This window comes from Holospora obtusa F1 (genome assembly GCF_000469665.2).
GTDB classification, from domain to species: Bacteria; Pseudomonadota; Alphaproteobacteria; order Holosporales; family Holosporaceae; genus Holospora; species Holospora obtusa.
Window position 1 is genome coordinate 1 of record NZ_AWTR02000001.1, and the last position, 12,564, is coordinate 12,564.

The 12,564-nt window shown below is 34.6% G+C and carries 11 protein-coding genes and 3 pseudogenes; 8 read left to right on the forward strand and 6 right to left on the reverse strand.

The features are described from left to right. Nucleotides 1-123 precede the first annotated feature (123 nt). Nucleotides 124-1,134 carry a hypothetical protein gene (locus P618_RS00005; RefSeq protein ID WP_021827108.1) on the reverse strand — a complete coding sequence of 337 codons (1,011 nt, stop codon included), beginning with the start codon at nucleotides 1,132-1,134 and terminating at the stop codon, nucleotides 124-126. 269 nt (nucleotides 1,135-1,403) lie between these two features. Between P618_RS00005 and P618_RS08900 the strand changes: the two genes are divergently transcribed. Together P618_RS08900 and asnB are read left to right on the forward strand one after the other, a co-directional pair. After that, on the forward strand, nucleotides 1,404-1,577 hold the full coding sequence (locus P618_RS08900) for an IS1/IS1595 family N-terminal zinc-binding domain-containing protein (protein WP_420805301.1): 174 nt from the start codon (nucleotides 1,404-1,406) through the stop codon (nucleotides 1,575-1,577). 898 nt (nucleotides 1,578-2,475) lie between these two features. After that, nucleotides 2,476-4,347 (forward strand): asparagine synthase (glutamine-hydrolyzing), encoded by a 1,872-nt coding sequence (asnB, locus tag P618_RS00010; protein WP_021827110.1) that lies wholly within the window; start codon nucleotides 2,476-2,478, stop codon nucleotides 4,345-4,347. A 287-nt stretch (nucleotides 4,348-4,634) separates the two neighbouring features. On the opposite strand, the pseudogene P618_RS08905 reads toward asnB, so the two are convergent. Next, a pseudogene (locus P618_RS08905) lies at nucleotides 4,635-4,754 on the reverse strand (hypothetical protein); the annotation flags it as partial. Between the two features lie 726 nt (nucleotides 4,755-5,480). Here P618_RS08905 and P618_RS00020 point away from each other — a divergent pair. Further along, nucleotides 5,481-5,693, forward strand: a complete 213-nt coding sequence (locus P618_RS00020; protein ID WP_021827113.1) for a hypothetical protein — start codon at nucleotides 5,481-5,483, stop codon at nucleotides 5,691-5,693. On the opposite strand, the pseudogene P618_RS08910 reads toward P618_RS00020, so the two are convergent. From P618_RS08910 to P618_RS00025, 3 genes and pseudogenes are all read right to left on the reverse strand, one after another. Continuing rightward, a pseudogene (locus tag P618_RS08910) lies at nucleotides 5,669-5,782 on the reverse strand (IS701 family transposase); the annotation flags it as partial. The gene P618_RS00020 and the pseudogene P618_RS08910 sit on opposite strands and share 25 nt — an antisense overlap. A 219-nt stretch (nucleotides 5,783-6,001) precedes the next feature. Further along, nucleotides 6,002-6,109 (reverse strand): IS630 transposase-related protein, encoded by a 108-nt coding sequence (locus P618_RS08915; RefSeq protein ID WP_021827114.1) that lies wholly within the window; start codon nucleotides 6,107-6,109, stop codon nucleotides 6,002-6,004. 78 nt (nucleotides 6,110-6,187) lie between these two features. Then, entirely contained in the window at nucleotides 6,188-6,769 is a 582-nt protein-coding gene (locus P618_RS00025) for a hypothetical protein (RefSeq protein WP_021827115.1), read from the reverse strand. Between the two features lie 284 nt (nucleotides 6,770-7,053). Between P618_RS00025 and P618_RS07035 the strand changes: the two are divergent. Next, nucleotides 7,054-7,786: pseudogene (locus P618_RS07035) on the forward strand (IS5 family transposase). A 421-nt stretch (nucleotides 7,787-8,207) separates the two neighbouring features. Here the strand turns inward: P618_RS07035 and rimM are convergent. Further along, a complete protein-coding gene (rimM, locus tag P618_RS00035) occupies nucleotides 8,208-8,717 on the reverse strand; it encodes a ribosome maturation factor RimM (RefSeq protein WP_021827118.1) in 510 nt (169 codons plus the stop codon). 95 nt (nucleotides 8,718-8,812) lie between these two features. Between rimM and P618_RS00040 the strand changes: the two genes are divergently transcribed. From P618_RS00040 to P618_RS00055, 4 genes are all read left to right on the forward strand, one after another. Then, nucleotides 8,813-9,556, forward strand: a complete 744-nt coding sequence (locus tag P618_RS00040; protein ID WP_156918911.1) for an RsmE family RNA methyltransferase — start codon at nucleotides 8,813-8,815, stop codon at nucleotides 9,554-9,556. A gap of 202 nt (nucleotides 9,557-9,758) precedes the next feature. Continuing rightward, nucleotides 9,759-10,403: a guanylate kinase gene (gene gmk, locus P618_RS00045; RefSeq protein WP_021827120.1), complete on the forward strand. Its 645-nt coding sequence runs from the start codon at nucleotides 9,759-9,761 to the stop codon at nucleotides 10,401-10,403. Further along, nucleotides 10,361-11,095 (forward strand): hypothetical protein, encoded by a 735-nt coding sequence (locus tag P618_RS00050; RefSeq protein ID WP_156918912.1) that lies wholly within the window; start codon nucleotides 10,361-10,363, stop codon nucleotides 11,093-11,095. Before gmk ends, P618_RS00050 begins: the two co-directional genes overlap by 43 nt. 3 nt (nucleotides 11,096-11,098) lie before the next feature. Next, on the forward strand, nucleotides 11,099-12,100 hold the full coding sequence (locus P618_RS00055) for an aspartate-semialdehyde dehydrogenase (RefSeq protein ID WP_021827122.1): 1,002 nt from the start codon (nucleotides 11,099-11,101) through the stop codon (nucleotides 12,098-12,100). Nucleotides 12,101-12,564: the final 464 nt, after the last annotated feature.

A 12,564-nucleotide genomic window follows, 5' to 3' on the forward strand; every position in this document is an offset into this window, starting at 1 on the left:
CAACTATTGCTGCGTAACATCAGTTAATAAATTATTTTGCGTTAAGTCTAAAAAATTTATCGAAATTTGTAATACTTTCTTGTAAAGAAAGCACTACAAAAAGACGTTGAAACTGAAAGTGAGCTACCAAGAGGGGCGATACACAGAGGAGACTGAAGAAGGAGCACTTAAATATGTTTTTAAAGGAAACTTATACTTGAAAGTAAATAATATTTGAGTATACATAGGACGAAATTTTATCAGCATTCCTCCTCCTAAATCTGGAAATGCAACAGTAGTTTGTTTTGCCTTGCACAAACTTGCAGAAATATCAATACCCATTACAAAAACAGGACTCAGCTGAACTTCTGTACCAATTCCCAAAACAGATCCTGGAAACCAATAAACTTTTGAAGGAACGACGATGCGTGTTAACTCATTTCTCTCTAAGCTTATTCCTGTGCGCGTCATCATAAATCCAGCTTTTACATAAATAAATGTACGCTTTATCATAGGGCCAATACGCAATCCGGTGCTCCAAAATCCTTTATTTCTTACACGTAATTTCTCTTCAAAGCTCATAGTAGGAAAAACGAAATTCTCTCGATCAGGATACTGATACATACCGGGAAATGATGCTGCTCCTTTTGTTGTGCTTAATGATCCATTCGCGAAATACCCCAAAATTAATCCATTTCCAGAACTTCCGGAAATTTTAAAATCATATCCCGTTTCTATCCCCACAATGAATCCGTTTTGATAAAACTTACTTTGTATCTGATCTGGATAAATGTATCCCACTCCCATAGGACCTTTTGGAATTTCGATATCTATCGCAGATAAGTCATTTCCCATCCCTTGTAGAGAAGCATTTTTTACCGAACCAAAACAATATCCTAAATTTAGCCCCATAAATCCACCTTCTCGAATACACGGGACACACTCTTCTTTTTTAAAGCTTTGCGCTTTTTCTGAATGAATTATAAGAAAAAAAACTAAGATGCTTTTTGAAAACAAAACATTTTTATAGGATTCAAAAAAAAAATTAAGGTTTTCTACGGTACTTTTGTGATACGTTTGAACACGAAGACATACTTTGCCTTTCCACATTTTTAAAAAAGTTTGAATTTTTAGAATACAAAAAAAATTATTCACGGTAATCCTTTATAATTAAAAAAATGTTTAAGTTTGATTATTCATAAAACTTTAAAACTGTACATTAAATTTTTCGAATACGAATGCTTAATTAAACTTGAGGTTAAAAAGCATCACAGACATTTTTTTGATCCCCCCCCCCTAATAAACGTAAAATTTAAAAATTTAGATTTTTTTGAACAAGAGTGAAAAACATATTTTGAAAGTTTTGACGTTTAGATAGATTTATGTCAACATACGACTATAGAGTCGTATGAAGTTCATCAGCAATGCATTGCAAAAAGTGTAATTCCGAAAACTGCATAAGGAACGGTATAGTACGCAAAGTTCAGAGCTATAAGTGTAAGGAATGTGGTTATAACTTTGTTAAAGGTGACAAAAGGGGCAAAAAGGAAAACGGCTGTCAAAAAAGCCTTATGCCTCATTTTATACGCTTTAGCTAAGGCATCATTCTCCTTCTAGTATATACAGGTGTGGAGTGGCAGAGATGAAAAAAATACAAGGATCTGAAGTTTTAGGTCAGATTCAAGTAGTGAAATTCTGATGAAATGTGGTATTTTTTCCAAAAAAAGTTAAAAACTCTGGATTATCAAAGCCGTTGATCGTAGCACACGAAGATACTTTACAGAAAATCGTGATGCTGCAACATTCACACGATTTTACGAAAAAGTCAAACATCTGAAAATTGCACATTTTATATTGATGATTGGGATATTTTTTCTAAAATTCTACCAAAAAAACCGCCATAATATTGGAAAATCAGGCGCTGTATGCATAGATAAAGATAATGGTAATACAATCACCTAGGGCGCATGACGAGACGTACTAAAATAGTTTCCAAGAAGGAATTTATGGTGTACGGATCAATCAAGCTTTGGTGTGCGTTTACGACGCCAGAAATCTTTAATCACTATCAAAAAACATTGCTAGCTATCTTTAGGTGAAAGCTCTCATTTAGAAATACGTCAAAATTGATAAATCACATGTGGCTGCGTTTGAAGATAAGACGATCTTTGGCTGTGTCGCGCCCAAGCACTGATCTTCAACGCTTAATGTCTTCTTCCATTTTAACCGTATTGACGTTTAGTTTATAGCGTTTTGCAAGCGTTGATGCGCTCTCTTTAGATTCTAGTATTTTTTTTTCTGATTTTTGTCGTTGTCTTGGTATTGGCATGCAATATTATTTTCCATATAATTTGTCTTTTTGCGTTCTTTATCGATTACACCATAAGAGTTAGGAACTAAACACCTACGTAAATAACCCTCCCTCATTTCCAGTGATCTATTGACTTTGCACTTCAATGTGTTGCATAGTTTCTAGAAATTTGATGAATAGTTGAGATGTGTGGCATTGCGGGAATCTGGGACTTAAATAAAGATTTTTCTTTTGATTCTTTGCAAAGCTTTGCAATAAAAGCTTCTAAGGCGTTAGATCATAGGGGGCCCGATGATTCTGGAATCTGGAGAGATGAAAATGCAGGAATTATTTTGGCACATAGGCGTTTGGCCATTTTAGATCTTTCTCCAAACGGTCATCAGCCAATGGTATCTTTTTCTGGGCGTTATGTCATTGTGTATAATGGAGAAATTTATAACGCATTAGATTATCGAAAAAATTTTTCTTTTCTAAAAAGCACAAGTGATACTGAAATTCTCTTACACGCTTGTGAGGCTTGGGGACCAGTTGAAGCTTGTCGTCGTTTTCGGGGGATGTTTGCCTTTGCTTTATGGGATAAATTTAGTAAAACGTTGTATCTTGCAAGAGATCGAGTAGGAGAAAAACCTTTATACTGGGGAAAAATTGGAACAATGGTTGTCTTTTCTTCAGAACTAAAGTCATTGCATCATTGCCCTGGATGGAAAGGAACTTTGTGCGAAAAGGCAATGTCTTCTTTTTTTCATATGGGATACGTGGTAGATCCTTTTACAATTTATGAAGGCTTTCAAAAACTTGTTCCGGGAACTGTTTTAGAAATTTCTTGGCAAGGTACAGAAACCTTGCACTGTTTTTGGGATCATTTTAATATATTACAAAATACAGTTTTATCAAAACGTCCTATAGAAAAAGAGCTTCAAACTTTAGAAGAATTGTTAATAGACAATGTGCAAAGACGTATGACTTGCGATGTTCCTTTTGGCGTATTTTTATCTGGAGGAATAGATAGCGGATTGGTGACTGCAATGATGCAATGTCTTCAAAAAAAAGACAACAAAGAGATTGTGCGTTCTTTTTCAGTTGGGTTTAATATCAAAGAGTACAATGAAGCGCCTAATGCAGAATCCATTGCTTATCACGTTGGAACGCTTCACAAAACTTTTTACATGACAGGACAAGATGCATTAACTGTACTTTCTGAAGCGTATTGGGATGAGCCTTTTGCAGATGGCTCTCAACTCGCCACCGCCTTTTTATGTAAGCAAGTTAAAAATCACGGAGTTACGGTATGCCTTTCTGGAGACGGAGGAGACGAATCTTTTGCAGGATATAATCGGTACTTATGGATCGGAAAACTTGTACAAAAATTAGGAAGTATTCCCGTTTGGATGCGAAAATTAGTCAGTATCGCAGGCCTACAAATATTTTCTGGATATCGGTATAAAAAGTTAACAAACATGTTACAAATTTTAGGAATGGATGATCTTTGGGATCTTTATCACAGTGTATGTTTGCAACATCCCATCAAAAATTTTTGGAAAAAAGACTTAGAACCTTTATCATTTTCATTTTCTAAAACTCAGTTGTGGGATCCCGTTGCTTCTATGCAGTACTGGGATATATTAAGTTATCTTCCTGGAGATATTTTAACAAAGGTAGATCGAGCTAGTATGGCGTATAGTTTAGAGGTTCGGAGTCCATTTTTAGATCATACTGTTATCGAATACGGTTGGACATTGCCGTTACATTACCGTATTTATCGGGGAAATGCTAAATATTTATTAAGACAACTTGCTTTAAAATGGCTTCCGAAATTTATCGCTCAAGACAAAAAAAAAGGGTTTAGAGTTCCGTTAGGACATTGGTTGAGAACTGATTTACGGCCTTGGGTAGAGTCCTTGTTAATTACAGAAGATTTAGAGAATTTAGGATTTCATTCAAAAGCTATTCAGAAGCTTTGGTGTTTACATATCAAAGAAAAAGCAGATTACGGATATCGCTTGTGGAATACCATTATGTTTTTGAATTGGTACAAAAATAGAGAAAATTATCCTTGATATGTATTGATTTTATTCCGTTTCATACATTTTTTAGATATAAAGGTGTTTTCAGAGTAATGATAAGTAGGAATGGAGAATCACATAAAAAAATTTCTGTTAAAAAAAGTTCTAGCTGTTGTAAAAAATAAGTATAATATTAGGTTTTTTTGATAGGCCTACTGTATAGCCTGTGCGTAAAATACGGTTGCAATTATTTATTAGCTTAAATATTTTTATGTCATAAAGTGTAGGTTTTATTTTAATCCTAGATGGTGTCGTCAAGAGATAAAATACGATATGGTAATTTAGCGTGAAAATGGGATTTGAAAAAATGCGGAAATAGCCTCGTAAAGTTTATCAAACTGGTTAATTTTGTTCTTAACCCATCTTTTTATATTAGTCCAAAATTTCTCTATTGGATTCCAATCGGGTGAGTAGTTAACAACTTACAAATTCGATCAACTCTTTCGTTCTTTGTGATTTATGAAATCCAGTATTATCCATTATTATAATTTGCCCAGGTTCTCATTCCTTAATCAATAACTGAGATACCAAGCTTCAAATAATTTTGTATAACAAGAACCATTAAATACCATAGGCGCTATCGATTTATGATTACCATACCCGGCTATAATAGTTACCGCTCTTTTTGGCAGCAAGCTTTTTTCTCTTTCTGTCCCATCCTGCGTTCTGCACAAATGGTCATCTCAATACCGCTTTCATCAATATATATAAGACTTTTTGGTGGTATACCTTTTATAGTTTCTTTATATCGCTCTCGTTTTTCTTGGCTTGCTTGCAAATAGGTAAAGACTTTTTTTATAGTTAAAGCCTAGCTTCTTTAACCGCCGATACACAAAAAACACATATTAGCATTAAATAGTTTTGTTATCTTCTGTTCATTTTATCTTCATTGGCCTCAGGAATCGTGAAAAAATAACTTAGATGATTGCATAATGCCTTGAGATGTGAAAGATAATATTGAAAAAGAACACCCTATTGCCCAAATACAAGCAAAATATCTAGCAATAAAATTCTGTCTAAATGAGAGAGGGGCGCAGGCTATGGGCTGCTACAGAAGCTAGGTCTTATGGTTATGGAGGTATTGTGAGTAAAGCAACGCAAATGTCTAACAAACAATTGATAAGGGCTTGAAAGAATTAGACAGCTTAAATAGTATAGATCAAACTAGAGTCAGAGCAGCTGTTGATGGAAGAAAGTCAGTCAAAAATAAACATTCCGATATCTTAAAAACATTAGAAGATCTTGTTGATCCAATTGCTCGAGGTTCCCCCGAATCGCCACTAAAATGGACCAGCAAAAGTGCTAGAAACTCATCTTACGTAGCACCTTTCAAAATTTGAAGTTTATTGAACATTAAAACATTGGCTTTTAACAATAGTTTTTGTTTTATTGCAAAATGATTCAATGAGGTTTTCACTTTCAATAACTGATGTTACGCAGAAATCAACTATTGCTGCGTAACATCAGTTCATAACGTGCACCACTGACACTCATGCCAAATTCACGAGCACTATTTTCTGATCTAGCATCGAGATGATGAGTATTGAATAAAAGACTTTTTTCTATAGTTGGCTTTGCATCCAAAAGTATCTTTAGATAAAAATGTTCTTTACTTTTATAACGCAAATACCATCTGTTGATTGTTATTTTATTTATTTATTCCAAAAACTCTCGATGCTTCTTTTTGACTGTCAGCTGATTTGATAAAATTTATAATTTTTTTTCTTAAATCTATACTGTATGGACGCGTTGACATTATCTACTTCTTTTAGACAAAATGTATCATATTTTGTATTACAATTTAACTGTTTTTACTGTAGTCTGATTTAATAAATTATCTTAACAGTTGTACATCTTTTAGATCTTCTTCAAACTCACTCACTGACATACAGAACGAACCAACTCGACCAGCCATACTGGATTCCCGTGCACAGCAATCACGATGTACAGGAAAAATTTGATAAAATGCTTCCCAAAATTCTTTTCCTAAATGTATAAAATAATCTAAAAAAGGACGATAATCTTTTAATTTTTCTATCCTTCTTCTCGCTATTCTTAATAAAAAAAGATCTCTTTTTGCGATCATTTCTCTTAAATAAAAATTTTTTTTATTTTTACGAATGAACCATCTACCATCACATCTTCTACCAAAAGAAAAGAGTTCAAAAACATTATTGTCACTAAGCATGTAAGTTAACGGTCCAGAACCAAGAAGATTTTCTATATTTTTTTCTTCTTTTTCAATTTCTTCTTCTATTTTTTCAAGATTTTGCTCAATTGATTTAGTAAGTTTTTGTTCAGAAATAGATGCAATACTAGCATGATGAAAAAAATTTTGTTTTTGTGAGAAAGACATTTGAGAATTTGAAGTTATAAAAAATAATAAAAAAATTTTATTAATTTTTTTTATCCACATATAAAGCTTTAATTATTTTTAAAAATTTTACCATAATTTTTTCAAAAAAAATAGAATGCGCATTTTAAACTTGAACATTCTTGATCCTTTGTAAATAAAAATTAATCCGTCGTATAGCTATTTACGTATAGCTTGCTACATTCATACAAGATTTTTGTATGACAAGAATCATTAAATACCCTAAATAGTATAGTCACGAGATAGGAAGTATGATATAAGTGATGCAGTTATTTCATGAATGCATGCATAGGTATTGTATGTCAGAAGCCCATCGTCGCCACGATATTTCAGAGCGCGTATGGAGTTGTGTTAGAGCCTCATTGACCAGGACGAGAAGGTGTTTGGGGTGGGAGAGCTAAAGATTAATCGCCAATGTATTAATGCCATGTTCTGGATCTTAAGGACAGGAGCGCCATGGCCAGATTATGGAAGCTGGAGCAGTGCGCACCGTCGTTTTATCAGATGGAGAGACAAAGGTATCTGGGAGAAGTTGCTCGAAGAATGAGTTGATGTTCCGGATTATAAATGGCTGGTGATTGATGCAAGTCACATCAAAGTGCATCCTCATACAGCTGGTGCGAAAGGTGGCAATCAAGAGATGAGCCGCTCAAAAGGGTGCTTAATACAAAGGTACATCTGGCCGTGAATGCACATGGTATTCCGGTCAGAATCATTATTACAGACGGTACCACGGCTGATTGCACGCAAGCTTGGCAATTGATAAGCGATATCGCAGCCGAGTATTTACTCGCAGACAAAGGTTATGATAGCGATGCGATTGTTGCTCAGGCCCAAAGCCAAGGCCAAGGCATGACCGTAGTCATACCTTCAAGAAAAAACCGAAAAGTTCACAAAAGCTATGATAAAGATTTATACAAGTTGCGGCATCTTGTTAAAAATGCATTTCTCCATCTCAAGCGCTGGCGCGGTACTGCAAGCCGTTATGCGAAAAATGTCAGATCATTCTTGGCAGCAGTACAAATTCGATGTATCGCTTTATGGGCTAATATCTCGTGACTACACTATCTAAGCGTGGTTTAACTTTAATGGCCTGTGCCTTCTTGGTACCTGATCCACCACCTGCTTACGCTACTTCTTGGATGTCGTGTTTTGATTGTAATCAAGCTTGATTATATTTCTATTACTCACCCCTTTAGATCTAAGCTGTAGTGTCGATTAAAAATAGAATCTATGGTATCCTAAATAATTTAAGAGAATCTGTATGCAATTTTATCAAATCTCTATCAACTGAGCATATTTTAAAAACATGCTCTGTAAATTATTTAATTAAATTTAGATAAGTATTTTTATTATAATTCTTTAATTAAATGTAACAACGGTGATTACACGTCTTACGATTTACAGCAACACTTACGTTTAGGTGTATGGTTTCCAAATAAAAATTTTCCTCATACCACATAAAAAACTACTTTTTCTCCTACAATATCATGTTGATTAACTCTTCAACTTCTTGAGTGCATGATATGATCTTACGAATTTTACACACATCCTTAATAAAATTTTTGTGAAACGGAATAAAAAACGAAGAAGAGCTTTTAGAGCTAGAAATTTCTAATAAATCCGTTGCTCCAAAGTTATTGACCCTTATCACAGTACCTAAACCGATTTCTCCGTATTGCAGTGCACACCCTTCTAATTCTTTCCAATAATAACAATCGTAAGGAAGCGATGGAAAATGCTCAAAAAATGTATACAAATTCATTCCTCTTAAAAATTCTGCTTTATCTCTTGAATCTATCCCCTGGCACTGCGCTTCTATCTGAGAAGGTTTTTTAATCCATCCACAAAAAATAAATTTTAAGTGTTCCTTTTTTTCATTCACAACTAAGGGGCATTTTGTAATAAAATAGGGATCTTCGGTAAAAACTTCAATTTTTAATCTTCCCTTTACGCCCTTTGGACAAATAATTTTTGCTAATAAAATCATACTACTTATTATCTCGATATAAAATAAATCTAATTTTGAACATTTTTATATTGTTTTAAAGATTTGCTTTTAGATGCACAAAATGATATTAATAATTGTACACTTTTAAATCTCAAAAAGAAACTATGATTCGTCTTTTTGTAAATGAAAGTTTGAAAAAAGGTGAACTCTTATTGTCTCCTCAGCATATTCACTACTTATATCATGTGATGCGATTAAAACCTGGGGACGAGGTAGAGGTTTTTAACGGAAAAGATGGCGGATGGAAGGCAGCGTGCTCGAAAAAAGATAAAATACTTGAAGTCATGGAATGTATCGTTGACCAACCCCAGTCTCCTAAGCCTTTGCACCTCTACATTTCTCTCTTTAAGCGTCTTGATTGGGCTTTAGAAAAGAGTACTGAATTAGGAATAACACACATTCATCCTGTGGTAGCTCAGCGCAGCTCTATTCAGCGGATTAATCTCGAGCGATTGCGACGTATTGTACAGGAAGCAAGCGAGCAGAGTAAGCGTTATACAGTTCCTGAAATTATGCCTTTACTTAGCCTTAAAAAGGCTGTACTTGCACATGGCGCTGGTTGGGTAGCTCACAAAGATCCTTGGAATACGCCTTACAATCTGGATAAAGATTGTTCTTTTGAAAGTTTGTGGATAGGGCCAGAGGGAGGATGGAGTCCGTGTGAACTTCAATTGTTCCAAAATCAAAAAAATTTGTACCCTTTATGCTTATCTTCGTTGTGTTTGCGGACTGAAACTGCCGTAATCGCTGGATTAGTTGTGATTCAATCTAATTTTGAAATTAAGCAAAATATCATAATAAAACAAGAACAGAACTAGATTTTGTTTCTCAAATCATCACAGACTTTTCGTCACTCAACGTGTTCAGTATGCTTAAAAATTTACTTCTTAAAATCACAGATCTTTATCATAATTTTGTATGATTTTTATAATTTTTCATACTCGTTTTTTAAGTTGATCTCAAAAAATAAATTGTGTTATAATGGGACAAATTATTTTTTTATTGAAACCTAAGATTTAAATGCCAGAATTTCAAAATAAAAGCTCTAATGGCATCATATTCGTTCTCTCTGCTCCTTCTGGAACTGGTAAAACGTCTCTGTGCAAGCATATAGCTAATTCTTTAGATAATGTCTGCGCATCTGTTTCTGTCACTACAAGAGCGTCTCGACCAAATGAGCAAGAAGGAAAAGATTATTTTTTTGTCTCAGAAGCAGATTTTCACATGCATCAAGCTGAGTCTCGTTTTATAGAATGGACGCAGGTTCATGATCATTTTTACGCAACTCCCTTAGATTACATTTTAGAATGTTTTACTAAAAAAAAAGATGTTATATGTGCCTTAGATCAGATGGGGCTAAAAAAATTAAAATCTCATTCCGGATTAAAAGGAGAGGTTGTGAGTATCTTTTTGGTTCCTCCCAATCGAGATGCACTGAAAGCAAGACTCGAGCAACGGGGACAAGATTCTCCTGAAGTTATTTCTCGTCGTCTTTTGGCTAGCGGTTTTGAGATGGAGCAATGGATTCATTACGATTATATCGTATTTAATGATGATTTTTTTGTAGCTGCTTCTGAAATTACCACAATTATTCGTGCAGAAAAACTAAAAAATGTTCGTCAGTGCAGTCGCGTAAAAAAAATAGTAGAGGAATGGAGAAGATGAATCAAGAAACGGTGTCGATTTTAACTTTTACAGGGTTCCCTTTTGTCGTTGTTGCGTTATGGGAGATCGGTGGAGAGTTGGATAAAATTTTTTCTTTTGAAGACCTTTCTGCAAATTTACGTCTTATTACTCAATCAAATCACAATCAAGATCATGGAGACCAACAATTGGCATGCTTAGTGCATTCTATCTTTGAACAAGGCGTTGATCGTGGCGATCTTCGTCATGCAGGGACGTTTACGGCTCCAGGTCCTTTTACTCCGCTACGCGCAGCCATTGCTTTATTAGATGGTCTTCATGTAGGCGCTTCCTTTTTTCATGCGTATTATTGGAATCTTTTTCAAGTTTTATTTTCCAAGCAGTACGCAAAAAGTCGTGTGCTTTGGGCAATAGATAATGGAAGACAAGCTTGGAATGTTGGGTACATGATGCCAAGAAAAATAGCTAAAGATCTTGTTCTTGAAGTACGTGAAAATATTTCTCAGGCGAGTTTGGAGAAATTTAATACACATTGCCAAGAAGATTCTTTGGAACCTTGGCAAACGTATTTATTGTGGAGACATACAACTGTCGAAGAAGTTTTAGAGATATTAAAAAAATTTGCGTTATGTATTGTGTACGAAGACATGATGTTAAAACAAAAAATGAAAAATTTTGAAGGAAGTATATTAAGCGCTTCAGGATCTGTTTAAAATATGCTTAATCATCCAAAATACAAGGTAGCTCTTATCGGTGCTACTGGTCTTGTAGGAAGAAATGTACTAAAGCTAATGATGGCTGATAAGGAGCAATGGGAAATTTCTGCGTTTGCTTCTAAATTTAGTAATTTAGTAATAGATGATCATCTTTTCAACGTTTATCCTGTTGATTGTGCGAATTTTTTTGATTTTGATTTTTGCTTATTTGCAACAGATGAAGAGGTATCAAAATTATGGATTGAAAAAGCTCTGCATGCTGGAGCTCGTGTTGTAGATTCCAGCTCTTGGCGCAGGTTGGATCCTTTTGTCCCTTTGATCGTTCCCGGCGTGAATCACAATACATTAAAAGAAGAGGATCAATTGTGCAGTCACAGCAATTGTATTGTCAGTCCACTTGCGTGCGTTTTAAACCCTCTTTGTACTATGTACGGACTAAAATCTGTACATATTTCTACGTATCAGTCCGTTTCTGGGGCAGGAAATAAAGGCGTTGAGGCATGCGTTTTAGAGACTCAAAGTAAACTATCTGGTGAACATGTAAACACTTATTATTTTCCAAAAAGTATTGGATTTAATGTAATTCCACACATCGGTACTTTAAATGAAGATGGGCAAAGCAGTGAAGAAGAAAAAATTCAAAAAGAATTGCAGCGTATTTTGAAAGTCGATTGCCCTATTTTTAGCTTTGCAGTGCGCGTTCCCGTTCTGAAAGGGCATGCCTCGGCAGTTTGGGTAGAATTAGAAAGAGCGTACTCTCTACAGGATATAAAAAGCGCCTGGAGTCACGCTTCTCATGTAGAGGTGTCGCAAGATTATAAAACATCAGAAGAAATGCAAGGACAAGTGGTTGTTTCAGTAGGAAGGATTCGCCAACTTACTCCCTATTGTTTATCTGTGTGGGTTTGCTCGGATAATACGTTAAGAGGAGCAGCTTGTGATATGGTTGATATTGCTAAAATTATGGCTAATCAGGGGATGCAGAAATCTTTAAAGCTTTAAAGATCTATTATTTTTTACTTAATCATTCTTTTATTTTTATATGATTGACTTGCGCTTTTTTATGATGGAAAAAAAAGAGCGCAGCAACAAAAAATCTAGAATCAGGTTAAAATGGTAAGATAAATTTTATAGATTGGACCTGTTATAAAGAGATCAAGTTTAGAGGTATATGACTTAATTCGTTACAAAATGTCATATTAAAAAAAATAGATAATTGATCTATGGAGCAGTGAGTGAAGCTGCGAATATACTTAGATTTAGCTCATGATTTTTTTAGGGACTAAGGTTAGGAGAATAAGAAAAAAAATAAGGCGAAATATTTCCAGAGTATTGAATGATAATTAATAACTCATCTTACGTAGCACCTTTCAAAATTTGAAGTTCATTGAACATTAAAACATTGGCTTTTAACAATAGTTTTTGTTTTATTGCAAAATGATTCAATGAGGTTTTCACTTTCAATA

What these genes read in the sequence shown, in the direction of transcription:
- P618_RS08900 (WP_420805301.1), top strand. Translation starts at nt 1,404, where the DNA reads ATGCATTGCAAAAAGTGTAATTCCGAAAACTGCATAAGGAACGGTATA.
- asnB (WP_021827110.1), top strand. Translation starts at nt 2,476, where the DNA reads ATGTGTGGCATTGCGGGAATCTGGGACTTAAATAAAGATTTTTCTTTT.
- P618_RS08915 (WP_021827114.1), bottom strand. Translation starts at nt 6,109, where the DNA reads ATGTCAACGCGTCCATACAGTATAGATTTAAGAAAAAAAATTATAAAT.
- P618_RS00025 (WP_021827115.1), bottom strand. Translation starts at nt 6,769, where the DNA reads ATGTGGATAAAAAAAATTAATAAAATTTTTTTATTATTTTTTATAACT.
- rimM (WP_021827118.1), bottom strand. Translation starts at nt 8,717, where the DNA reads ATGATTTTATTAGCAAAAATTATTTGTCCAAAGGGCGTAAAGGGAAGA.
- gmk (WP_021827120.1), top strand. Translation starts at nt 9,759, where the DNA reads ATGCCAGAATTTCAAAATAAAAGCTCTAATGGCATCATATTCGTTCTC.
- P618_RS00055 (WP_021827122.1), top strand. Translation starts at nt 11,099, where the DNA reads ATGCTTAATCATCCAAAATACAAGGTAGCTCTTATCGGTGCTACTGGT.